Origin of the sequence: Aurantimonas sp. Leaf443 (assembly GCF_001425575.1) — a bacterium.
Taxonomy (GTDB): domain Bacteria; phylum Pseudomonadota; class Alphaproteobacteria; order Rhizobiales; family Rhizobiaceae; genus Leaf443.
This window is the reverse complement of sequence record NZ_LMRD01000001.1, coordinates 37004-58941: the sequence shown is the minus strand read 5'-3', so window position 1 is coordinate 58941 and position 21938 is coordinate 37004. Positions and strand designations below refer to the sequence as shown.

16 protein-coding genes and 1 pseudogene are annotated in these 21938 nt (G+C 70.1%); 9 read left to right on the top strand and 8 right to left on the bottom strand.

Translation table 11 applies throughout. From position 1 onward, the window contains the following. Positions 1-22 precede the first annotated feature (22 nt). On the top strand, positions 23-1903 hold the full coding sequence (locus tag ASG48_RS00235) for an AsmA-like C-terminal region-containing protein (protein WP_055843719.1): 1881 nt from the start codon (positions 23-25) through the stop codon (positions 1901-1903). Further along, the gene (locus ASG48_RS00230) at positions 1900-3093 is read left to right on the top strand and encodes a hypothetical protein (RefSeq protein ID WP_055843716.1); all 1194 of its coding nucleotides are present in this window, start codon (positions 1900-1902) and stop codon (positions 3091-3093) included. The genes ASG48_RS00235 and ASG48_RS00230 overlap by 4 nt, the downstream gene beginning before the upstream one ends. Positions 3094-3114: 21 nt before the next feature. Here the strand turns inward: ASG48_RS00230 and ASG48_RS00225 are convergent, their stop codons facing one another. The 7 genes and pseudogenes from ASG48_RS00225 to ASG48_RS00195 all read right to left on the bottom strand — a co-directional run bounded on the left by ASG48_RS00225 (position 3115) and on the right by ASG48_RS00195 (position 10142). Continuing rightward, positions 3115-3933: an ABC transporter permease gene (locus ASG48_RS00225; protein WP_055843714.1), complete on the bottom strand. Its 819-nt coding sequence runs from the start codon at positions 3931-3933 to the stop codon at positions 3115-3117. Next, entirely contained in the window at positions 3934-4863 is a 930-nt protein-coding gene (locus ASG48_RS00220; protein WP_055843712.1) for an ABC transporter permease subunit, read from the bottom strand. A 4-nt stretch (positions 4864-4867) separates the two neighbouring features. Next, positions 4868-6034: an ABC transporter ATP-binding protein gene (locus ASG48_RS00215; RefSeq protein WP_055843711.1), complete on the bottom strand. Its 1167-nt coding sequence runs from the start codon at positions 6032-6034 to the stop codon at positions 4868-4870. Between the two features lie 37 nt (positions 6035-6071). Continuing rightward, a pseudogene (locus ASG48_RS00210) lies at positions 6072-7100 on the bottom strand (polyamine ABC transporter substrate-binding protein); the annotation flags it as partial. 202 nt (positions 7101-7302) lie between these two features. Further along, on the bottom strand, positions 7303-7803 hold the full coding sequence (locus ASG48_RS00205) for a hypothetical protein (RefSeq protein WP_055843707.1): 501 nt from the start codon (positions 7801-7803) through the stop codon (positions 7303-7305). After that, positions 7800-8594: an aspartyl/asparaginyl beta-hydroxylase domain-containing protein gene (locus tag ASG48_RS00200; RefSeq protein WP_055843705.1), complete on the bottom strand. Its 795-nt coding sequence runs from the start codon at positions 8592-8594 to the stop codon at positions 7800-7802. Before ASG48_RS00200 ends, ASG48_RS00205 begins: the two co-directional genes overlap by 4 nt. A gap of 126 nt (positions 8595-8720) precedes the next feature. Then, the gene (locus tag ASG48_RS00195; protein ID WP_055845234.1) at positions 8721-10142 is read right to left on the bottom strand and encodes a helix-turn-helix transcriptional regulator; all 1422 of its coding nucleotides are present in this window, start codon (positions 10140-10142) and stop codon (positions 8721-8723) included. Positions 10143-10386: 244 nt separating this feature from the next. On the opposite strand from ASG48_RS00195, the gene aceA reads away from it, so the two are divergent. Beyond that, positions 10387-11691, top strand: a complete 1305-nt coding sequence (aceA, locus tag ASG48_RS00190) for an isocitrate lyase (RefSeq protein WP_055843703.1) — start codon at positions 10387-10389, stop codon at positions 11689-11691. A 109-nt stretch (positions 11692-11800) separates the two neighbouring features. After that, a complete protein-coding gene (locus ASG48_RS00185) occupies positions 11801-12061 on the top strand; it encodes a hypothetical protein (protein WP_055843700.1) in 261 nt (86 codons plus the stop codon). A gap of 62 nt (positions 12062-12123) precedes the next feature. Here the strand turns inward: ASG48_RS00185 and ASG48_RS00180 are convergent, their stop codons facing one another. Next, entirely contained in the window at positions 12124-13104 is a 981-nt protein-coding gene (locus ASG48_RS00180) for a DUF2865 domain-containing protein (RefSeq protein WP_055843698.1), read from the bottom strand. 472 nt (positions 13105-13576) lie between these two features. Between ASG48_RS00180 and ASG48_RS00175 the strand changes: the two genes are divergently transcribed. The 5 genes from ASG48_RS00175 to ASG48_RS00155 all read left to right on the top strand — a co-directional run bounded on the left by ASG48_RS00175 (position 13577) and on the right by ASG48_RS00155 (position 21886). Beyond that, on the top strand, positions 13577-15313 hold the full coding sequence (locus tag ASG48_RS00175) for a sialate O-acetylesterase (protein WP_055843695.1): 1737 nt from the start codon (positions 13577-13579) through the stop codon (positions 15311-15313). Positions 15314-15484: 171 nt separating this feature from the next. Continuing rightward, positions 15485-17032, top strand: a complete 1548-nt coding sequence (locus tag ASG48_RS00170; RefSeq protein ID WP_082529138.1) for a glutamine synthetase family protein — start codon at positions 15485-15487, stop codon at positions 17030-17032. Between the two features lie 4 nt (positions 17033-17036). Beyond that, positions 17037-18326, top strand: coding sequence for an FAD-binding oxidoreductase (locus tag ASG48_RS00165; protein ID WP_055843693.1), 1290 nt, complete (start codon positions 17037-17039; stop codon positions 18324-18326). A 330-nt stretch (positions 18327-18656) separates the two neighbouring features. Next, positions 18657-19280, top strand: a complete 624-nt coding sequence (locus ASG48_RS18625) for a biliverdin-producing heme oxygenase (RefSeq protein ID WP_156381386.1) — start codon at positions 18657-18659, stop codon at positions 19278-19280. Further along, on the top strand, positions 19277-21886 hold the full coding sequence (locus tag ASG48_RS00155) for an HWE histidine kinase domain-containing protein (RefSeq protein ID WP_055843691.1): 2610 nt from the start codon (positions 19277-19279) through the stop codon (positions 21884-21886). The genes ASG48_RS18625 and ASG48_RS00155 overlap by 4 nt, the downstream gene beginning before the upstream one ends. Positions 21887-21938: the final 52 nt, after the last annotated feature.

Below are 21938 nucleotides of genomic sequence, written 5' to 3'. Positions count from 1 at the left end.
TCCGCACCCGAAAGGACTCTCCTTGACGCCGCCGACCGCCTCGACCAGTCCCGGGACAAGCGATCGCGCGCGCGCCCGGCGGAGGTGGGGAACGGGGATCGCGGTCGGCCTCGCCGGCCTTCTCGTCCTGGCGGCGACGCTGCTCGTGGCGACCCGCGTGACGCTGAGCGGCGAGAGCGCCCGCCGCGCGCTCGTCGAGCAGCTGCAGACGGTCTCCGGCGGTCCGGTGACGATCGACGGCGACACGAGCTTCACGCTCCTGCCGCGCGCCGGCCTCTCCGTCGAGCGCGTGACGCTCGTCTCGGGCGAGGCGCGTTTCTCCATCGACAGGATCGAGGCCGATCTCGATCCCTGGCGCGCCCTGCGCGGCGAGGCGGTGCTCTCGCGCCTCGTCTTCATCCGCCCCGAATTGCGGCGCGACCCGGCCGGTCCGCAGGGTCTGCCGAGCCTTGCCGAGACGGCGCCGGATGCCGATGGGCCCTCGCGGCGCGAGGCGCTGGCGGGTTCGCTGACGAGCCTCTCGCGCCTCGTGCTCGACCGGTTCGGCGACCTGCGCCGCCTGGAGCTGCGCGACGGCGTGTTCCGGCCCGAGGCCGGCAGCGCCCGGCTCGGCATCAGCAACGCCAATCTCGTCTTCGACCGCGATTCCGGCGACGGGGCCGCCAGCGCCTCGGGCAGTTTCGTGTGGAACGGCCAGCCGGCCGAGATCGACCTCTCGCTCTCCGACCCCGCCGCCTTCCTGCGCGGGGAGACCTCGCGTCTCGACGCCGCGCTCCGGTCGCCGCCGCTCGACGCCGAGTTCAGGGGCGATGCGCGCCAGGCCGGCGCGCTCTCTCTCGACGGGCGCCTGCGCCTCTCCACGCCCTCGCTCAGCCGCAGCCTCGACTGGCTGGAGGACCCGGCCTTCACCCTTCCCGATTTCGGCGCCCTCTCGCTCTCCGGGCAGCTCGCGCTGGTCGGCGGGGAGGCCGATCTCCTGGATGCCGCCGTCACGGTCGCGGGCAGCAGCGGGCGCGGGGCGCTGGAGATGAGCCTTGGCGGCCAGGGACCGAGCCTCGGCGGCACGCTCGACTTCGCGAGCTTCGACCTCACGCCGCTCGCCCAGGCCGTCGCCCCGCTGCCGACCAACGCGCTCGGGCTGGAGCGGCCGATCGACCTCGCCTTTCTGACGGGCTTCGGTCTCGACCTGCGCCTTTCGGCGACCGAGGCGCGGCTCGGCAAGGTGCCGTTCACGGACGTCGCGGCCACGATGAAGGTGAAGGACGGCACCGCGCAGTTCGACATCGGCGATGCCGGCCTCTTCGGCGGGCGCGGGGTCGGCCGGCTGGAGCTTGCCGTCGCCGGGACGCAGCAGACCATGACGGGCTCGCTGGCCCTCTCGGATGTCGACGCGGCGCAGGCTTTCGCCTCGCTCGGCGTCTCGAGCTTCTCCATGGCGGGCCGCAGCTCCCTGACCGCCACCTTCGCCGCCCCCGCCGCCAACTGGGCGAGCATCGCGCGCTACGGCACGGCCACGGCCCGCCTCGGCGCCCGCGAGGGCGTCCTGCACGATCTCGACCTCGCCGCCCTCTCGCGGCCCGGAAGCCGCCCGCTCGCCGAGGCGCTGGAGGGCTCGGCCGCCACCCTGCCCTTCTCGCGGCTGGAGGCGACCCTCTCCGCGCGCGGGCCCGACATCGCGCTGGAGACGATGGAGCTGCAGTCCGAGGCCGGCCTCCTGCGGGCGGCGGGCGAGATCTCGGCCGCCACGCATGCCGTCTCGCTCGCCGGCCGGTTCGAACGGGTGCTGACCACATCCGACAGCGCCGGCGAACCGTTCACCGGCTCGAAACCCGTCCGGGTCATCATGCAGGGTCGATGGCCGAATCCGACCGTGACGACCGAGCCCGACGACGGGCCGCGATGAGCGGTTCGCCCGATCGCGGCTCGCCGCGCGGCCAGCCGGACCGCCAGCAGGAGATGCCCGAGACCATGCCGCTTTCCAGAGACGCGCCTTCGCCCCTGCCGGTCCGTCGCCGCGCCGCGCTCCTCGCGCTGGCCGGGCTGCTTCTCTGCAGCGCCCCGGCCGTCGCGGTGGAGACGGGCGCCGTGCCGGAAGCGGCACCTTCGGCGGCCGACTGCCCCGCACGCTACCAGCCGAAGCTGCAGGCGATCGCCGAGGGCCCTTATGCCGCGCTGAAGGCGGCCAAGCCCGCCCTTGCCGGCGCCTCGGACGGGCGGCTCGGCGCCTTCATCTTCCCGCCGCAATCGACCCGGCGCACCACGCAGGAGGTGAACGCCCTTCGCGCCGCCGGCACGCTGGTGCGCATGCAGGGCGGCGGCAACTGGATGGCCAATCCCGAGAGCCGGTGGATCGTGGAGCAGATCCGGACCGATCTCGGCGAATATCTTTCGCAGCCCGCCTCGCCCTATCTGTGCGGGGGCGTCGCCGGCTATGTCGACCAGCTGCGCACCTATCGCGACCGCGTCGCCGTCTCGCCGCGCCGCTTCGCGGCACTCGCGGGCGTCCAGGAAGCGGCCGCGCGGCGCTCCCTGACCGCCGCGCTCGACGCCGTTTCGCTCTTCCGCGACGGGCCGGCCGCCGGCCTGCGGACGGGCGATGCCGCCGCGCCTGCCGCCCCCGCCGGTGCCGCCGCGCCCGGTCCGACCGCCGCGATCGCGCCGGCCTCGCTTCTCGACGAGGAGGCGCGGCTGGTCGCGCTCGACACGCTGGTGCGGGCCGCCGCCGGGGCCGGTCTCCTGCCGGGCGATCTCGCCGGCCCCTCGACGTCCGGCGCCGTGCCGCCGGCCGGCGCGACGCCCGTCGCCGGCGTGCCGCGCCCCGTGCTCGGGCGCCTCGCCGGCCTGCGCCAGCCCATCCTGACGGGCCTGAAGAGCCCGCAGACGCAAGGCGCGCGCCGCGCGCTGATGATCGCCTTCTCCGATGTCGAGATGCTCGATCACCTCGCCCAGCGCGAGGACGGCGCGCCGGACCCGGTTCTTGCGGCGATCGACGAGACGCTGGACGCGATCCTGCGCGCCCATGACGAGGCCTGCGCCTGCACGACCGAGACGGCCGCGGCCGGCGTGGCGGACCCGAAGCCCGCCCTGCGCTGAGCGTTCCGATCCCGCGCCGGGCTACCGGCCCTCGGCCAGCCGCTCGTCGCGCGCGGCGGCGACGAGCTGGCGCTTGTTGACGAGAGCGGCGATCAGGACGCCGAGCGAGACGATCGCGATGAGGATCGTGCACAGGGCGTTGATCTTCGGCGTCACACCGAGCCTCACCTGGCTGTAGATCTTCATCGGCAGCGTCGTCGCGCCCGGACCGGAGGTGAAGCTGGCGATGACGAGGTCGTCGAGCGAGAGGGTGAAGGCGAGCATCCAGCCGGCGGCGACCGCCGGCCAGATCACCGGCAGGGTGACGAGGAAGAAGGCCTTCCACGGCGGACAGCCGAGATCCTGCGCCGCCTCCTCCAGCCGCCGGTCGAAGGAGACGAGGCGCGACTGCACGACCACCGTGACGAAGCACATGGTGAAGGTGATGTGGGCGAGCGTCACGGTGAAGAAGCCGCGGTCGAGGTCCATCGTCACGAAGAGGAGCAGCAGCGACAGGCCGGTGATGACCTCGGGCATGACGAGCGGCGCGTAGATCATGCCGGTGAAGAGCAGCCGGCCGCGGAACTTCACGAAGCGCACGAGCACGAGGGCGGCGAGCGTGCCGAGGATGGTGGCGACGCTCGCCGAGACGATGCCGACGCGCAGGGTGACGAGCGCGGCGTCGAGGATCGACTGGTCGCGCCAGAGCTCGCCGTACCAGACCGGCGAGAAGCCGCCCCAGACGGTGACGAGCCGCGAGGCGTTGAAGGAATAGACGATCAGGACGACGATCGGCAGGTACAGGAAGGCAAATCCCAGCACCACCGAGACGATGTTGAGCGGGCTCCAGCGCTTCTCCATCTAGGCGTTCCCCGCCGCGCGCGCCTGCGCCCTCTGGAAGAGCGCGATGGGCGCGACGAGGAGGAGCAGGAGAAGGATCGCCACCGCCGAGGAGACCGGCCAGTCGCGGTTGGAGAAGAACTCGCTCCACAAGGTCTTGCCGATCATCAGCGTGCCCGATCCGCCGAGGAGGTCGGGAATGACGAACTCGCCGACGGCGGGAATGAAGACCAGGAGCACGCCCGCCAGCACGCCCGGCATGGCGAGCGGCACGGTGATCGACCAGAAGGCCTTGAAGGGCGGGCAGCCGAGATCGCCCGCCGCCTCCAGGAGGCGTTCGTCCATGCGCTCCAGCGAGGCGTAGATGGGCAGGACCATGAAGGGCAGGTAGCAGTAGACGATGCCGACATGGACCGAGAACTCGGTGTTGAGAAGCTGAAGCGGCGCGTCGATCAGGCCGAGGCCGAGCAGCAGCTGGTTCACCAGCCCGTCGCCCTTCAGGATGCCGATCCAGGCGTAGACGCGGATGAGGAAGCTCGTCCAGAACGGCAGGATCGTCAGCATCAGGAGGAGGCCGCGCCATTTCGTGGGCGCGCGCGAGAGGCCGTAGGCGAAGGGAAAGCCGATGAGGAGCGCGATGGCGGTCGAGACCGCCGCGATCCACAGGCTCGAGAGATAGGCGTCGAGATAGAGCGGGTCGCCGGCGAGCCAGGCATAGTTCTCCAAGGAGAGCTGGCGCACGGCGTCGAGGAGTTCGGCGGGCCGGCTCCAGTCGAAGACCGGCGCGTAGGGCGGCTGGGCGATGGCCACTTCCGACAGCGAGATGCGCAGGACGATGGCGAAGGGAACGAGGAAGAACAGCGCCAGCCAGAGATAGGGCACGGCGATGACGAGCCAGCGGAAGCGGCCCTCGCCGGGCACGCGGTGGGTTCGGTCGGTCGCGTCCGCCATCGCCTCAGCTCGCCAGGAGGACGCCGGCGTCCGGCGCGAAGGTGAGCCAGACCGTCTCGTCGTAGCCGAGCGGCTCGGCGGAGGCGCGCGCGGCGTTGATCGTGGCGGTGCGCACGACGTCGCCGTTCGCGAGCTGGATGTTGAAGAGCGTCATGTCGCCGAGATAGCCGATGTCCCAGACGATGCCGCTCAGCGCGTTGACGGACGGGTCGGCCGGCGGCGTGCGCGACAGGCGCAGCTTTTCCGGGCGGATGGCGAAGGCGACGCCGGTGCCGGGCGTGAGATCGAGCGGGCTCTCCACCTGCAGCGTCTGGCCGCCGCTGGCGGCGATGCGCAGGGCCCCGCCCCGCCGCTCCTCCACCGTTCCGTCGATCAGGTTGACGCTGCCCACGAAGCCCGCGACGTAGCGGCTGGCGGGCGCCTCGTAGATCGTCTCGGGCACCGCGACCTGCTCGATGCGGCCCTCGCGCATCACGGAGATGCGGTCGGCCATTGTCATGGCCTCCTCCTGGTCGTGGGTCACGACGACGAAGGTCATGGAGAGCTGCTGCTGCAGGTCCATCAGCTCGAACTGCGTCTCCTCGCGCAGCTTCTTGTCGAGCGCGCCGAGCGGCTCGTCGAGGAGGAGCACCTTCGGCCGCTTGGCGAGCGAGCGGGCGAGCGCGACGCGCTGCTGCTGGCCGCCGGAAAGCTGCTGCGGGCGGCGCTTGGCGAAGCTCTCGAGCTTCACGAGCTTCAGCATCTCGGCCACGCGATCCTCGCGCTCGGACCTGGCCATGCCGTCCTGCTTCAGGCCGAAGGCGATGTTCTGCGAGACGTCGAGATGGGGGAAGAGCGCGTAGCTCTGGAACATCATGTTCACCGGCCGCTTGTGCGGCGGGATGCCGACGAGGCTCTCGCCCTCCAGCCGCACGTCGCCCGAGGTCGGCTGCTCGAAGCCGGCCAGCATGCGCAGGAGCGTCGACTTCCCGCAGCCGGACGGCCCGAGCAGCGCGTGGAACTCGCGCCGGTAGATCGGCAGCGACAGGTCGTCGACGGCCTTGAAGTTGCCGAAGCGCTTGGTGACGCGGTCGAACTCGATCAGCGGCTTCTGGGAGCCGTCCTCCCAGGGCGCGAAGGAGCGGCGGATGTTGCCGAGGGATCTCGGCGCGCTCGCAGAAAGGGCCGTCACGGGCGGCTCACCGCCCCGGTGGTCGCGGGGCCGGCCATCACCGCCCCGTCTTCACGGTGGTGAAGGCGCGGCTGACGAGGCGCTGCGTGCGCGCGTCGTAGGCCTTCTTGGTGAAGAGCTTGGCGAGCGTCGCCTCGTCCGGATAGATCGCCGGGTCCTGCAGGATCTCGGGCTCGATCAGCTTCTGGCTGGCGAGGTTTCCGTTGGCGTAGACGACGTAGTTCGTCGCCTTGGCGATCACGTCCGGGCGCATCATGTAGTCGATGAAGGCGTGGGCATTGTCGACATTCGGCGCGTCGGCGGGAATCGCCATCTGGTCGAACCACATGCGGGCGCCTTCCTTGGGGATGTGATAGGCGATCTCGACGCCGCGCCCGGCCTCCTCGGCGCGGTCGCGCGCCTGGAAGACGTCGCCCGAATAGCCGACCGCCACGCAGGCGTCGCCATTGGCCAGCGCCTCGATATATTCGGACGAGTGGAACTTGCGCACGAAGGGCTGGACCTTGGTCAGGAGTTCCTGCGCCTTCGTGATGTCCTCGGCCGAGGTCGAGTTCGGGTCGAGGCCGAGATAGGCCATGGCCGCCGGTATCATCTCCACCGCCTCGTCCAGCATGTAGATGCCGCAGGAGGCGAGCTTCTGGGCATATTGCGGATCGAAGACGAGCGACCACGAATCGACCGGCGCGTCGGGCAGCGCCTCCTCGACCATCTTGGCGTTCACGCCGATGCCCGTCGTGCCCCACATATAGTTCACCGAATAGTCGTTCGCCTTGTCGTAGGCGGCGACGCGGTCGGTGACGACGGGCCACAGATTGCCGAGATTCTTCAGCTTGGCCTTGTCGAGCGGCTGCAGCGCGCCGGCCTCGATCTCGCGCACCAGGAATTCCGAGGAAGGCACGACCACGTCGTAGCCCGAGCCGCCCGCGAGCAGCTTGGCCTCGAGGATCTCGTTGGAATCGTAGACGTCGTAGACGACCTTGATCCCGGTCTCCTTGGTGAAGTCCTCCAGGATCGAGGCGTCGATATAGTCGGACCAGTTGTAGACGTTGACGACCTTCTCCTGCGCCGCGGCAGGCCCCTGGCCGAGGCCGAACGAGAGGGCGCAGGTCGCGCCGAGGGTTGCGAGGAAACGCTTCATGGGCGGCTCGTCTCCGGTCTTGCGGCGGCCGGCCCTTAGGGGCGCGGCAGGCCTTTTCCGGGAGACTATGGGACACACGCCCCCTCTGCCTACCCCTTTCGAGGGATCGTGCGCAGGAAAGCGCCGCTGCCTAAACTTTCGCCTTGCGCAGCATGAAGATGGCGCCCTCGCCATAGGGCGCGAGCTTGTCGCCGAGCCGCGCCGGATCGACCGGCGCGAAGCCGAATCGCTGCCAGAAGGCCGGCGTGCCGTTGACCGAGACCAGCATGGCCGGCCGGCGGTCGCGGTCGGCGAGCGCGAGCAGCGCGTGGACGCCGCCCTCCACGAGGCCCAGGCCGCGCAGCTCCGGCGCGAGCGCCACGTCGTGGACGTAGAGCGCGTCCGCCCCCTCGGTCAGGCGCCCGAGCACCGTGTCGAGCGGCGGCGGAGCGAAGAGGCGGGCGGGGTGGCCGACGGCATAGCCGCCGATCCCCCCTTCGGAATCGAGCACGAGCGACCCTTGCGGGTAGAGCGCCAGCCTGTCGGCATAGACGTCCCGCCGCTCGAAGAACTGCGGATAGACGCGAAGGCTGAGGCGATGGACGCCGTCGAGATCGCCCGCCGTCATCGCGCGCCAGGAAGGCCCGCTCACCGGTGCCGGCGCCCTTCGCCGTAGAAGAGCTTCTCCCAGGCCTTGTGCGCCTTGTAGCCCTCGCGGATGAAGGGCGTGAACATGGCGAGGTTGAGCACGGCCTTGTTGGCGAGGCTGGCGGGGAAGCGGGTCGGCTTCTCGAAATCGACGAAGAGCACCACGCGCACCGCGTCGGAGTGGTTCCAGGCCTCGTGCTCGTAGGCGTCGTCGAAGATCAGCGCCTCGCCCTCGCGCCAGTGGCGCGTCTCCCGGTCGATGCGGATGCCGATCTTCTCCGGCTCGTCGGGCACGATCAGGCCGAGATGGAAGCGCAGGACGCCGTTATAGGGCCCGCGATGGGGCGGCAGGTGCTTGCCGGGCTCGAAGATCGAGAACATCGCGGATTTGAGCCCCGGCACCTTCTGCAGGATGCGCCAGGTCTGCGGGCATTGCGCGATGGCGGCCTCGGACTTGATGCCGTAGCCGCAGAGGAAGAAGGTCTTCCAGTTCTGGTCCGAGGAGATGGAGCGCACTTCCGAGGAGATTTCGTGGAAGGCGGGCAATTCGCCCTTGCGCACGAGGATCTGGTCGAGCTCGGCGCGGATGAGATGCCATTCGGCTTCCACCTCGCGCGCCCAGGGAAAGTCGTCGGTGGGAAAGACCGGCGGGTTGCCGACGGCGGAGTATTTCAGGTTGAGCTTCTCGGCGCCGTCGACGAGCGTCTGCACGGCGCGCGCCACCGCGCCGCCGCGCGTCATCGTGTCTTCCAGGCCCGCCGTCTTGGCCTTCTGCTGGTTGGTCGTCTGGTCCATCGGTCTCTTTCCCGGGGCGCTGCGGGGCGGGATGACGTCCGGCCTGCCGCACGGGCTCCGCGCCGGACCGTCGTGACGGTTCGACGACGCCGGGCCCCGCCGTCGCGCCGGCATTTGGCGCGCCCCTCACTGAAAATCAAATGCGCCGAGCCCGGTCACCATCTCGTCGAGGCCGAGGGGGCGCGTCAGCGGCGGTTCGGCGCGGGCGAGGCAGGCCTGGCGCTCGCAGAGGCGGCAGACCGGGCCGATCTTCACCGCCCCGCCCTTTTCGGCGAGCGCGCGGCCGTAGACCGTCTCGTCCTTGAAGCCGATGTCGCAGCCGATCAGGAGCGCGGTGCGGCGCGGGCGTTCCTCGAAGCCGGCGTCGAGCCCCTCCAGCGTGCGGGCGACGAGCAGGAACTCCGCCCCGTCCGGCATCTCCGCGGTCTCGACGAGGATGCGGCCGGGCTGGGCGAAGGCGGCGTGGATGGGCAGCTTGGGGCAGCCGCCGCCGAAACGCTGCAGCGGAAAGCCGCGCGCGCCGGCCCGCCGGAAGCGGTTGCCGGCATTGTCCACCTCCAGCATGAAGAAGGGCACGCCCGGCGCGCCCTGGCGCTGAAGCATGGTCAGGCGGTTGGCCGCCTGCTCGAAGGAGACCTGGAAGCGGCCCTTCAGGATGTCGACGTCGTAGCCGGTGCGCTCGGCGGCGGCCTGGAAGACGGCATAGGGCATCATCAGCGCGTGGGCGGCATAGCGCAGCAGCTCGAAACGCGCGAGCCGGCGCGCCTCGTCGGTGGAGAAGCCGAAGGTCTCGGCCTCGGCCGCCACCACCTCGCCGAACTTCAGGAGCGCGGCCTCTACCGCCACCTCGCGCAGCCGGTCCGGCGCCGAGAGGCGCTCGGAGAGGAAGAGGCGGCGCGAATGGCGGTCGAAGCGCCGGCGCCAGAGCGGCATGGTCTGCACGGGCAGGACGCGCACCGAGACCTCGTGCTCGCGCCGCATCCAGGCGCGCAGGGCCGCCATCAGGTCGTCGCCCGGCGCCAGTTCCTGGTGGAAGCGCTCGGCCGCCGTCTCGATCGCGGCGAAATGGTTCGGCCGGTTCTCGAAGACCTCGTGCACCTCGTCGATCGGCAGGCGCGCGGCCGAGACGCGGGTCGTGCGCCCCTCGCGCGCCAGGAGATCGGAGAGATCGCTGAGCCGCCCCTGGCTCTCGCGATAGGCGCGGTAGAGCTTGGCAATGCCGGCCGCCGCGTTGGGCGCGGCCTCCGCGATCTCGACAAGCTCCTGCTCGCCCGGCAGTTCGCCGGCCAGAAGCGGGTCGGAGAAGATCGCCTTCAGCTCGGCCAGCGAGCCCTTCGCCTCGCCCGAGCGCAGGTCGGACAGATCGACCTCGTAGCGCTCCGACAGTTTCAGGATGAGCTGGACCGTCAGCGGGCGCTGGTTGCGCTCGATGAGGTTGAGATAGGAGGGCGAGATGCCCAGCGCCTCGGCCATGGCGGTCTGGGTCAGCGACAGGCCGTTGCGGATGCGCCGGATGCGGGCACCGGCGAAAATCTTGTTCTCGGCCATCATGCGCCCCGTTTTACACGCCGTTACAAACTTCGGCCCCGGCGGCGGCCTTTACAATTGTGACAGTTTTACAAGCGCGGCCCGTCAAAGACAAGACAAGTCGACCCGATATCGAGCCTTTCAGAACAGGCGATCCCTTCCGCCCCGCCGCCCCGGATGTCACATCGGTCATAGGGAAGCGACGAGACCGAGGGATCGGCACCAGCGCTTCCGACGACGAACGCCAGGGAAGGCTGCCACGCTCATGACCGATTTTTACAATCTCGTCCCGTCCGCTCCGGAAGGCCGCTTCGACAATGTCTCGCGCGACTACACGGTCGAGGACGTGAAGCGCCTGCGCGGTTCGGTCCAGATCCGCTACACGCTGGCCGAGAACGGCGCGAACCGGCTCTGGCAGCTCATCCACTCGGAGGATTTCGTCAACTCGCTCGGCGCCATGACGGGCAACCAGGCGATGCAGCAGGTCCGCGCCGGCCTGAAGGCGATCTATCTCTCCGGCTGGCAGGTCGCGGCCGATTCCAACACCGCCTCCTCCATGTATCCCGACCAGTCGCTCTATCCCGCGAACGCGGCGCCCGAGCTCTGCCGGCGCATCAACCGCACGCTCCAGCGCGCCGACCAGATCGAGCATGCCGAAGGCAAGAAGAGCGTCGACACCTGGTTCGCGCCCATCGTCGCCGATGCCGAGGCCGGCTTCGGCGGGCCGCTCAACGCCTTCGAGATCATGAAGGCCTTCATCGAGGCGGGCGCGGCCGGCGTCCACTACGAGGACCAGCTGGCCTCGGAGAAGAAATGCGGCCATCTCGGCGGCAAGGTCCTGATCCCCACCCAGGCCCATATCCGCAACCTCACCGCCGCGCGCCTCGCCGCCGACGTGATGGGCGTGCCCTCGCTCGTCATCGCCCGCACCGACGCCGAGGCCGCCAAGCTCCTGACCTCGGACATCGACGAGCGCGACCGGCCCTTCGTGGACTACGAGGCCGGCCGCACGGCGGAAGGCTTCTACCGCGTGAAGAACGGGCTCGAGCCCTGCATCTCGCGCGCCATCTCCTACGCGCCCTATGCCGATCTCATCTGGTGCGAGACGTCCAAGCCCGACCTCGACCAGGCGCGGCGCTTCGCGGAGGCCGTCAAGAAGGAGCATCCGAACCAGATGCTCGCCTATAACTGCTCGCCCTCGTTCAACTGGAAGAAGAACCTCGACGACGCCACGATCGCCAAGTTCCAGCGCGAGCTCGGCGCCATGGGCTACAAGTTCCAGTTCATCACACTGGCCGGCTTCCATCAGCTGAACTTCGGCATGTTCGAGCTGGCCCGCGGCTACAAGGACCGCCAGATGGCGGCCTATTCGGAGCTTCAGGAGGCCGAGTTCGCCGCCGAAGTGAACGGTTACACGGCCACCAAGCATCAGCGCGAGGTCGGCACCGGCTATTTCGACGCCGTGTCCATGGCGATCACCGGCGGCAACTCCTCCACGACCGCGATGGGCGAATCGACCGAGCACGACCAGTTCAAGCCGGGCACGCCGCTCTCCGTCGCGGCCGAGTGACCGAATGAACCGGCCGGAGCCCCGCGCTCCGGCCCCCTTCCGAAACCGCCGAACGAACCAAGAGACAAGCGCCGCCGCCGGCGGCCGACCGATCACAAGGGGAAGTCCGATGAGTGCCATCCAGACCGAGACCGAGCGCCCCCGCACCCGCGTCCGCGAGCGCGCCGAGGAACAGTCCTCCGCCATGGACGACGCGCAGCAGAGCGCCATCCGCATGCTGGCGAACGACCTGCACCGCCTCAACCAGTCCGTCATGAAGGCGGTGGAGGCCGGCGTCTCCGTCGAGCTCGTCCGCTCCGCCCGCCACCATTCCGGCAACGGCAACTGGGGCGATCTGCTGATCCCGGTGATCGTCAAGACGCAAGGGTAGGCGCGCCGCAGGGCCGAAGACAGAAAGGGGCGCGCCCGAACGGGTGGCGCCCCTTCCAGCGCTCAGGGCCGCGCTGGCGCGGCGGCGGCCGCGTCGGTTGGCACCGGCAGCGGATGGGCGATGCGCTCCAGGAGGCCGCCGGCGAACTCGCGCTCGGCATCCTCGGGAAAATAGGCCGCGCCCACGATGCGCACCCGCACCGGCCCGGCCTGCGCGCCGCCCTCGCCTGCCGCCGCCTCTGCCGTTTCGGCCGGCCGCAGCGTCGGGATCGGCACGGGCCCGCGGAACCCGAGGCGTTCGGCCTCCCGGCGCGCGAGTTCGGCACTCTTCTGCGCCTCGACCTCGACGATGCGGCGATAGTAGCGCGAGGTGTCGCAGCGCCCCGCCGCACTGGCGCCGGCCGAGCGGCGCAGTCCGGCAAGCGCGCCATAGCGCGAGCCGTCGCGCAGCGAGACCATCTCCTCGCTCGCGCGCTCCTCGCCCACCACCTCGTAGACGGCCATGTCCGGCGTGTCGCAGATGAGGCGGCACTGCGCGAGGATCTTCGGCTCGTCGGCGGCGGCGTTGTAGCCGGAATTGGGCGAAGGAAAGAAATGCCCGTCCGACAGGCGCACGCACATGGTGGCGACCGGCGTGCGGGAGGAGGCGTGCTCGCCCGGCGCCTCCTGCCGCGCCTTCTCCGGCGCGCGGGGCTTGGCCTCCTGCGGGCGGCGCAGGCGGCGCGGCTCCCGGGCGGGCGTGCAGCCGGAGGGCGCGAGCGAGGCCAGCCGGCTCTCCAGCGCGGCGACGCGGCCATCCAGATCGCGGCAGCCGTTGAAGAAGCCGCCGAGCGCACTGGAGGAGGCGCAGCCCTGCGCCCTGCGCACGGCCCGCAGCGCCTGCAACTGCCGCTGCAGCGCCCCGGCGTCCGGCCCGCCCGAGCGCGCGGAGACCGTGCAGACCGCGTCCCGCCCGGCAGCCCCGGCGTCCGGAACGCCGGCGAGCGTACAGACCGCGAGGAGAACGACGGCGCGAAGGCGCGACGGTTCAGGGGTCTTCGTCATCGCAAGCCGTCCTTACGTTCCTCGAACCCGTTGGCTAGCAGCGACCGGGCGCGTCTTCGAGAGGCGATCCGACATTGTCTCTGTTCCGACGGGGTCTCGCCCGGCACGGCCGGACGAGATCGTTGATTTTGCTGCCCCGAAGAAAGACCCGGGCGGCGAAGATAAACTGTGGATGATTCGGCTGGATGTCCCGCCCCTCGCAGGAAGAGATCACTATCCGATTCGATCTGCGACGCATCCGTATCAGCTCATCTGATTTCGATAGACGAACATCGCAACTTTCCCGTCCCTGTAGCCTTGATCACCCCGCTCAACCACATCCGCTTCAAATAGTACCGAAGTTGTTCGGTTCCGCTTTAGTGCGCTCGCAAAGGAAATATTCCTTTCCTGCCTCATGCCGGACATGCTTGCTCCCGAAGCGTCACGAGCGGCGGACGCGGTTTCGATCAGCGGCATCAGGGACGGGCTTACGATGAACGGCGCGACGCAGAAGGCGGACAGTCTCATGGGCGGAAACTTCGACGACACGATCAACGGCCTCGCGGGCAACGACACCATCGGGGGCGCGGGCGGCGGGGACAGGCTCAAGGGCTGTTCCGGTGACGACGTTCTGGACGGGGGCGCCGGCCGCGACACGCTGAACGGCGGTGCGGGCGACGACGTTCTGACCGGCGGCGGCGGCGAGGACCGCCTCATGGGCGGCCTCGGCGACGACCGGCTCTTCGGCGGATCCGAGGACGACATGCTGTCCGGCGGCGAGGGCGACGACGTGCTCGACGGCGGCGCGGGCAACGATCGTCTGATCGACGAGGCGGGCTCCGACAGGCTGAAGGGCGGGGCTGGCGCGGACGCCTATATCGTCGACTGCGCCAAGCTCGGCGACGGCGATGCCAATGTCTTCGAGGGCTTCAACTTCGCGGAAGGGGACACGGTCTGGCTGCGCAGCCTCCCGGGCGCGAGCGAGCAGGTCAAGCTGACCTCGGCGGCCGACCTCGCCGCCTTCGCCGCGGCCCATCCCGGCATGGTGTCGCTCGATCTCGACGCCGCCGGCGACCCGCGCGCCTTCCACCTCACGATCGACGGCGCGAAGGCCTCCTTCTCCCTGAAACCCGAGACCGTCTCGCTCTACATCCTCGCCGGCCAGTCCAACGCCGAACGCGAGGAGGTGCGCTACGCCATGGCCTCGGCGCTTCTGGAGAAGGGCGAGGACTTCGTCGTCGTCACGGAAGCCTTCGGCGGCAAGGCCCTCTTCGAGAAGCCGTTCATGCTCGACTGGAACCCGAACTCCAAGGGCGAATATTTCGATACGCTGACGGCCAGCATCGACGAGGCCATCGCGGCGATCGAGGCGCAGGGCAAGGTCGCCGACATCAAGGGCATGCTCTGGGTGCAGGGCGAGGCGGACGCCGTCCAGGCCGGCTGGGCGAGCGCCTACGAGACGAACCTGCAGTCGCTCGTCGACGCGGTGCGCGACGATTACGGCGCGGGCTTTCCGATCGTCGTCTCGGAACTGACGAGCACCGAGAAGAGCATGCCCTATGCCGAGACCGTGCGCGCCGCCCAGCAGGCGGTCGCCGACGCCAATGAGGGCGTGCTCCTTCTCGAGACGGACGGGCTGACCTTCCTGCCGGACGCCATCCACTACGACACGCCGAGCCGCGTGGCGCTCGCCGAGGCCTTCGTCGATCTCGTGGGTCCGGCAACGGGTGACCTTCCCGTCGACGAGGACGGGACGGTTGCCGGCGGCATGGCCGGGGACATTCTGGCCGGGGGAAGCGGCAACGACGTCCTGACGGGCTTCCAGGGCAACGACGTGCTCCTCGGGGGCGCCGGCGACGACATCCTCCATGGCGGCGACAATATCGACATCGTCTTCGGCGGCAGCGGCGACGACCTCCTCTACGGCGGCAAGAACGCCGATTCGCTCATCGGCGGTGCGGGCAACGACACGATCCATGCCGGGGGCGGCATCAACGAGATGACCGGCGGCACGGGCGCGGACCGTTTCGTGATCGAGGCGTTCGACATCAACGCCCGCGACACGATCTTCGACTTCGAGATCGGCGTGGACCGGCTGGTCTTCTCCGGCGTGACGATGACGGGCAAAGCCGACACGGCCGGCGGCGCCCTCCTCTCCCTGTCGAACGGCGCGCAAGTGCTCCTCGCCCATGTCGCCGTCGCCGATCTCGTCTCCGACTTCTACGTCTGAGACGCCGCGCGTCGGTCGAACGAGGAGAGGGCGTGCCGCAAGGCGCGCCCTTTGCGCATCCGCCTCGCCTGCGGCGGCCGGGTTCGGCGTCCGGGACGCGCCGGGCGGACTTCCCGCCCCGCCGCGGCCCGGCTATGCTGGCCTTCCCCGCACACGGCCCTGAAGGACCGCATGTCCGATACCGACCAACGCCCCCGGCGCCCGCGTTCCAACATTCCCGCCAAGATCGAGAAGGCGACGGGCGGACGGGCGCCCGGCCTCGAAGCGAGCCAGGTGACGCAGACGGCGGCGACGCCGAAGCGCGACCTCTCGCATGTCAAGCTCGCGCCGGAAGAGAAGAGGGCCTATCTGGAATCGCCGCGCGGCGTGCGCTCCATGTCGGAGGCGGCCGAGTGGCTGAAGGTGCGCGGCATCGACGACGTCGAATGCATCACGCCCGATCTCGCGGGCGTGGCGCGCGGCAAGATGATGCCGGCCAAGAAGTTCACCGGCAACACCTCGCTCGCCCTGCCCTCGGCGCTCTTCATGCACACGATCTCCGGCGAATATCCGGAAGAGACCGGCGACTTCCGCTACTCGCCGAACGACGGCGACCTGAAGCTCGTGCCCGACCTCTCGACCCTGGCGCTGGTGCCCTGGGAGAGCGACCCGACGGCCCAGGTCATCTGCGACCTCGTCGACCAGTCCGGCGCGGCCGTCGGCTACACGCCGCGCAACGTCCTGAAGCGCGTGCTCGCGCTCTACCAGAATCGCGGCTGGCAGCCGGTCGTGGCGCCCGAGATCGAGTTCTACCTCGTCTCCAAGAACGTCGATCCCGACTACCCGCTCGTGCCCCCGATCGGCCGGTCCGGCCGGCAGATCCAGAGCGGCCAGTCCTATTCGATCGGCGGCGTCAACGAGTTCGACGAGCTCATCGACGACATCTATCACTTCTCCGAGGCGCAGGGGCTGGAGATCGACACGCTGATCCACGAGGACGGCGCCGCCCAGCTCGAGATCAACCTGCGCCACGGCGACCCGATGGAGCTCGCCGACCAGGTCTTCATGTTCAAGCGCACGATCCGCGAGGCCGCGATGGGCCACGGCATCTACGCGACCTTCATGGCCAAGCCCATCCAGAACCAGCCGGGCTCGGCCATGCACATCCACCAGTCGGTGATCGACATGGCGAGCGGGCAGAACGTCTTCTCCAAGGAGGACGGCCAGCCTTCGGAGCTCTTCTACCACTTCATCGGCGGCATGCAGCGCTACGTGCCGGCGGCCCTCATCATGATGGCGCCCTATGTCAACTCCTACCGCCGCCTGACCTACGGGATGAGCGCACCCACCAACAACGCCTGGGGCTTCGACAACCGCACCACCGCCTTCCGCGTGCCGACCTCGGACGCGGCGGGCCGGCGCGTGGAGAACCGACTGCCCTCCTCCGACACCAATCCCTATCTCTCGCTCGCGGCCTCGCTCGCCTGCGGCTATCTGGGCATGGCGAACGGCATCCAGCCCGGCCCGCCCACCGACCTCACCGCCAACGAGGACGGCGAGATCTCGCTGCCGCGCGGGCTTCTGGAGGCGGTCGCCACGTTCGAGGCGGAGACGGCCTTCCACGAGGTGTTCAGCCCCGAATTCGTCGCGACCTATGCCGGCATCAAGCGCGGCGAGTTCGAGACCTTCATGCAGGTGATCAGCCCCTGGGAGCGCGAGTTCCTGCTCCTGCAGGTCTGAGCCCTTGGCCGAGCCCGCCTACCAGTCCCCCGTCTCGGTCGGCCGGTCCTTCTACGAGGACACGGTCGAGCGCCCCGCCTATCCCGCGCTCGACGGCTCGGTGGAGGCCGACATCCTCGTCGTCGGCGGCGGCTTCACCGGCCTGTCGGCGGCGCTGCATCTGGCGGCGTCGGGCGTGCGCGTGGTCCTTCTGGAGGCCCACCGCTTCGGGGACGGCGCCTCGGGCCGCAACGGCGGGCAGCTCGGCACGGGCCAGCGCCGCTCCCCTGAGGAGCTGGAGGCGCAATACGGATACGAGGCCTCGCGCCGCCTGTTCGACCTCGCCGAGGAGGCCAAGGCCCATCTCCACGAGACGATGGCGACGCACGGGATCGAGGCGGACTACGCGCCCGGCCAGCTCTCCGTCGTCCACCGCCGGCGCCATCTCGACGACTACCGCGCCCATGCCGACCTCATGGCCGAGCGCTACGCCTACCCGCATCTGACCTTCATGGACGGCGACGAGACCGCGCGGCGCCTCGGCTCGGCCCGCTATTTCGGCGGCCTGCGCGATACGGGCACCGGCCATCTCAACCCGATGAAGCTCCTCGTCGGCACGGCGGCCGCGGCCGCGCGGGCCGGCGCGCGGCTCTTCGAGGGCACGGCGGTGAGCGGACTGGCGCGGGAGGGCGGGCGCGTCGTGGCGCGGGCGGCGCGCGGGCGCGTCACGGCCGAGCGCGCGCTGATCGCCGTCAACGCCTACGGCACGGGTCTCAACGAGCGCGTCGACGCCCATGTCATGCCGATCGGCTCCTTCATCGGGGCGACCGAGCCGCTGGCCGAGCCGGAGCGCGTCCTGCCCGGCGGCGAGGCGGTGGACGATTCGCGCTTCGTCGTGCGCTACTTCCGCAAGAGCGCGGACGGGCGCCTCCTCTTCGGCGGGCGCGAGGCCTACACGTCGGCCGCCGGCGATATCGGCCGGCACCTGCGACGGCAGATCGCGGAGGTCTATCCGCATTTGCGCGACGTGGCGCTGACCCATGCCTGGGGCGGCTCCGTCGGCATCACCATGGAGCGCATGCCCTATGTGCGCGAGCTGGAACCGGGCATCACGACGATCGGCGGCTTTTCCGGCCATGGCGTGATGCTGTCGAACTTCACCGGCCGCCTCTATGCCGAGCGCGTGGCCGGCAACCGGGACCGGCTCGCCGCCTTCGAGGCCCTGCGCATTCCCGCCTTTCCCGGCGGCCGGCGCCTGCGCAGCCCGCTCCTCTTCCTCGCCATGACCTGGTACTCGCTGCGCGACCGCTTCTGAGGAGACGCGGCGCCGTTGTTTGGCAGCCTATCGAAATCGCCGGGGCCCGTCCTGGGCGATTTTAATAAACCCCCAGAATTGCTGGACTAATGATCCGCCGGCTTTCGACGCACCGCCCGACGCCCCGTCATAAATTGCGGCGCGTTGCCTCCGCCTGCCTCGAAGCGGTTGAATTCGTGTCACATATGACGGAAGACCAAGGTGGAAACGACCGTTTTGCGACGGGCGGGACCGATCGAAGCCGCGTTTTCCGCAAGCCGGACCCGCGTCGTCGGACAGGTGGCAGACACGAGACCGACGCTCGACGAGCCGACGAGGAGACCGGAGACGATGGGGACAGACGCCGCGATGGCCGATGCCCATGGCAGCCGCGCCGCGGACCGCCCCGCGCGCGAGGCGCCGCTGCGCCAGCTTCTGCGCGCCGGCACGCGCGCGCCGCACGAGGCGCTCGACGCGCGCCTCGCGGGTCTCGCCGCTGCCCCGACGCCCCATCTCTACCTGCGCTTCCTGGCGATGAACCATGCGGCCCATGCCGGGATGGAGCCGATCCTTCGCGCAAGCGCTCTCGGCGATCTCTCCGGCACGCTGACGCCGCTCCTGGCGGAAGACCTCTCCGCGATGGGACAGGGCGAACTGCCGGTCCCGCCCTTCAAGCTCGGCGAGCCCGACGCGGCCGAGGCCGCCGGCCTCCTCTACGTCCTGGAAGGCTCGCGCCTCGGAGCCCGCTACATCCTCCTGGAGCTGCGCCGCTCCGGCGCGGCCGCGCGCTGGCCGAGCCTTTCCACCTCCTATCTCGAGGCCGCCGCCGCGCGCGGGCCCGAGACGGTCGCCGAGCGCATCGAGCGCGCGGCACAGAGCGAGCCCGAGCGCCGGCGCGCGCTCGACGCGGCCGTCCTCGCCTTCGCCCATTTCTCGGCCCTCCTCGATCGGGCCGAAACAGAGGTCCGTCCGTGAATCTCGCCACCGATCCCAAGGACCTGCCGGTCGACCTCTCCAACTGCGACCGCGAGCCGATCCATCTCCTCGGCCGCATCCAGAATGTCGGGTTCCTGATCGCCGTCTCCATGGACTGGATGGTGCAGCACGTCTCGGCCAATGCCGGGGAGCGCTTCGGGCGCCCCTCCTCGGACCTGCCGGGCGAGCCGCTGACGAGCCTCCTGTCCGAACGCGCCATCCACGCGATCCGCGGACGCCTGCAGGTTCTCTCGAACCTCGAAGGCTCCGAGCGCATCTTCGACTTCGACCTCTTCGACACGGGCGAGCGGTTCGACATCGCGGTGCATGTCTCGGGCGACACGGTGGTGATCGAGGCCGAGCCCGCGCCGAGCGTCCCGGCCACCAATCCGGCCGCGCTCGTCAAGAGCGTGATGATGCGCGTCCAGAAGACCGAGACGCTCGCCAAGCTCTATCGCGAATGCGTGCGCCAGCTGCGCGCCATCACCGGCTTCGACCGGGTGATGCTCTACCGCTTCGCCGAGGACGGCTCGGGCAATGTCATCGCCGAGTCCGTGCGCTCGGGGATCGACAGCTTCCACGGGCTGAACTACCCCGCCACCGACATTCCCGCGCAGGCGCGCGCCCTCTACGTGCGCAACCAGATCCGCTCGATCGCCGACGTCGAGATGCCGAGCATCCCGATCGAGCCGCAATACGACGCGCACGGGCGCCCGCTCGACCTCTCCATGTCGGTGCTGCGCTCGGTCTCGCCGATCCATGTCGAATACTTGCGCAACATGGGCGTGCGCGCCTCGCTGTCGATCTCCATCGTGATCGACGGCAAGCTCTGGGGGCTCTTCGCCCTGCATCACTACGCCCCGCGCCATCTGCCGATGGAGCTGCGCAGCGCGGCCGAGCTCTTCGCGCAGATGATCTCGCTCGTCATCGAGGGACGCCTCTTCAAGGAGCGCCGCCAGTCGGAGGCCGAGACGCGGGTGAAGCACGACCGCTTCATCGCCAAGATCGTCTCCTCGACCGGCTCGATCGAGTCGATCGTCGACTTCGCCGAGGACCTGCGCGATCTCGTGGCCTGCGACGGGCTCGCCATCTACACCCGCGGCCGGGCGCGCACCTTCGGGCGCTGCCCGACGGCCGACGAGCTGCCGGGCCTGGCACGCTTCCTCAACCGGGCCGCCTCCTCGAAGGTCTTCTCCACCTGCGAGCTCGGGGCCGTCCATCCGCCGGCGCAGGACTATCGCGACCGGGCGGCCGGGCTCCTCGCCATCCCCATCTCGCGCTCGCCGCGCGACTACATCCTGTTCTTCCGCCGCGAGATCGCCAGGACCGTGACCTGGGCGGGCAACCCGTCCGAGGCCAAGGAACTGGTGCCCGGGCCCAACGGCCTGCGCCTCACCCCGCGCCGCAGCTTCGAGGCCTGGAAGGAGACCGTCTACGGCCAGGCCGAGGCCTGGACCGAATCCGACCTGCGGGCCGCCGAGGCGCTGCGCATCTCGATCCTGGAAGTGCTCCTGCGCTTCAACGAGGAGAGCGAGCGCCAGCAGACGCTGGCCGCGCAGCGCCAGGAACTGCTCATCGCCGAGCTGAACCACCGCGTGCGCAACATCCTCAGCCTCATCCGCGCGCTGGTGACCCAGAGCCGCGCCGGCGCGCGCTCCATCGACGACTTCTCCGACATCATCGCCGGGCGCATCCAGGCGCTGGCGCGCGCGCACGACCAGATCACCAACGAGAACTTCTCCTCCCAGCCGCTCGACGCCATCATCCAGACCGAGGTTCAGGCCTATCTCGGCCAGAAGGCCGACCGCGTCCTGCTCGACGGGCCGGACGTCTTCGTCGAGGCCGCCGCCTTCTCGACGCTCGCCCTCGTCTTCCACGAGATGGTGACGAACTCGGCCAAGTACGGCGGCCTGTCGGACACGCGCGGCTCCGTCCACGTCACCTGGAGAATCGACGAGGACGAATGCTGCGTCATCGACTGGCGCGAGGAAGGCGGTCCGCCCGTCGCCCCGCCCACGCGCCGCGGCTTCGGCTCGACGATCATCGAGCGCTCGATCCCCCACGACCTCGGCGGCGAGGCGCGGCTCGACTTCAAGCTCAGCGGACTCACCGCACGCTTCGTGCTGCCCCCGTCGAGCTTCACGCTGGTCGGGCAGGCGAGCCCGCGCGCGGGCGCTGCCGAGACCGACCCGGACGCGCCGGCGCCGGCGGCCGGCGAAACTCCGCTCGCGGGCCTGTCCGCCCTCCTCGTCGAGGACAACCTCATCATCTCGATCGATGCAGAGGAACTCCTGCGCGAGAAGGGCGTGGCCAAGGTCTTCGCCGCCACCAGCGTGTCGGACGCCAACGGCATCATCGGCCGCGAAAGCCTCGACGTCGCCATCCTCGACGTCAATCTCGGCGCGGAGACGAGCTTTCCCCTCACCGAGACGCTCAACGCGGCCGGCGTGCCCTTCGTCTTCGTCACCGGATATGGCGAGCGCATCGACTTCCCGCCCGAGGCGGGGGCGGCCGAGGCGGTCAAGAAGCCCTTCGCCACCGGCGAACTCATCGCCGCGCTGCAGCGCGCGCTGGCCCGGCGCGGCGGGGCCGGCGGAGCGGCCTGAGGGCCGGGCCGCCCGCCGCATCCGGGCGCCCCGGCGAGGCGCCCTTGCGCCG

What these genes read in the sequence shown, in the direction of transcription:
- ASG48_RS00230 (WP_055843716.1), top strand. Translation starts at nt 1,900, where the DNA reads ATGAGCGGTTCGCCCGATCGCGGCTCGCCGCGCGGCCAGCCGGACCGC.
- ASG48_RS00225 (WP_055843714.1), bottom strand. Translation starts at nt 3,933, where the DNA reads ATGGAGAAGCGCTGGAGCCCGCTCAACATCGTCTCGGTGGTGCTGGGA.
- ASG48_RS00220 (WP_055843712.1), bottom strand. Translation starts at nt 4,863, where the DNA reads ATGGCGGACGCGACCGACCGAACCCACCGCGTGCCCGGCGAGGGCCGC.
- ASG48_RS00200 (WP_055843705.1), bottom strand. Translation starts at nt 8,594, where the DNA reads ATGGACCAGACGACCAACCAGCAGAAGGCCAAGACGGCGGGCCTGGAA.
- ASG48_RS00195 (WP_055845234.1), bottom strand. Translation starts at nt 10,142, where the DNA reads ATGGCCGAGAACAAGATTTTCGCCGGTGCCCGCATCCGGCGCATCCGC.
- aceA (WP_055843703.1), top strand. Translation starts at nt 10,387, where the DNA reads ATGACCGATTTTTACAATCTCGTCCCGTCCGCTCCGGAAGGCCGCTTC.
- ASG48_RS00185 (WP_055843700.1), top strand. Translation starts at nt 11,801, where the DNA reads ATGAGTGCCATCCAGACCGAGACCGAGCGCCCCCGCACCCGCGTCCGC.
- ASG48_RS00180 (WP_055843698.1), bottom strand. Translation starts at nt 13,104, where the DNA reads ATGACGAAGACCCCTGAACCGTCGCGCCTTCGCGCCGTCGTTCTCCTC.
- ASG48_RS00175 (WP_055843695.1), top strand. Translation starts at nt 13,577, where the DNA reads ATGAACGGCGCGACGCAGAAGGCGGACAGTCTCATGGGCGGAAACTTC.
- ASG48_RS00170 (WP_082529138.1), top strand. Translation starts at nt 15,485, where the DNA reads ATGTCCGATACCGACCAACGCCCCCGGCGCCCGCGTTCCAACATTCCC.
- ASG48_RS18625 (WP_156381386.1), top strand. Translation starts at nt 18,657, where the DNA reads ATGGGGACAGACGCCGCGATGGCCGATGCCCATGGCAGCCGCGCCGCG.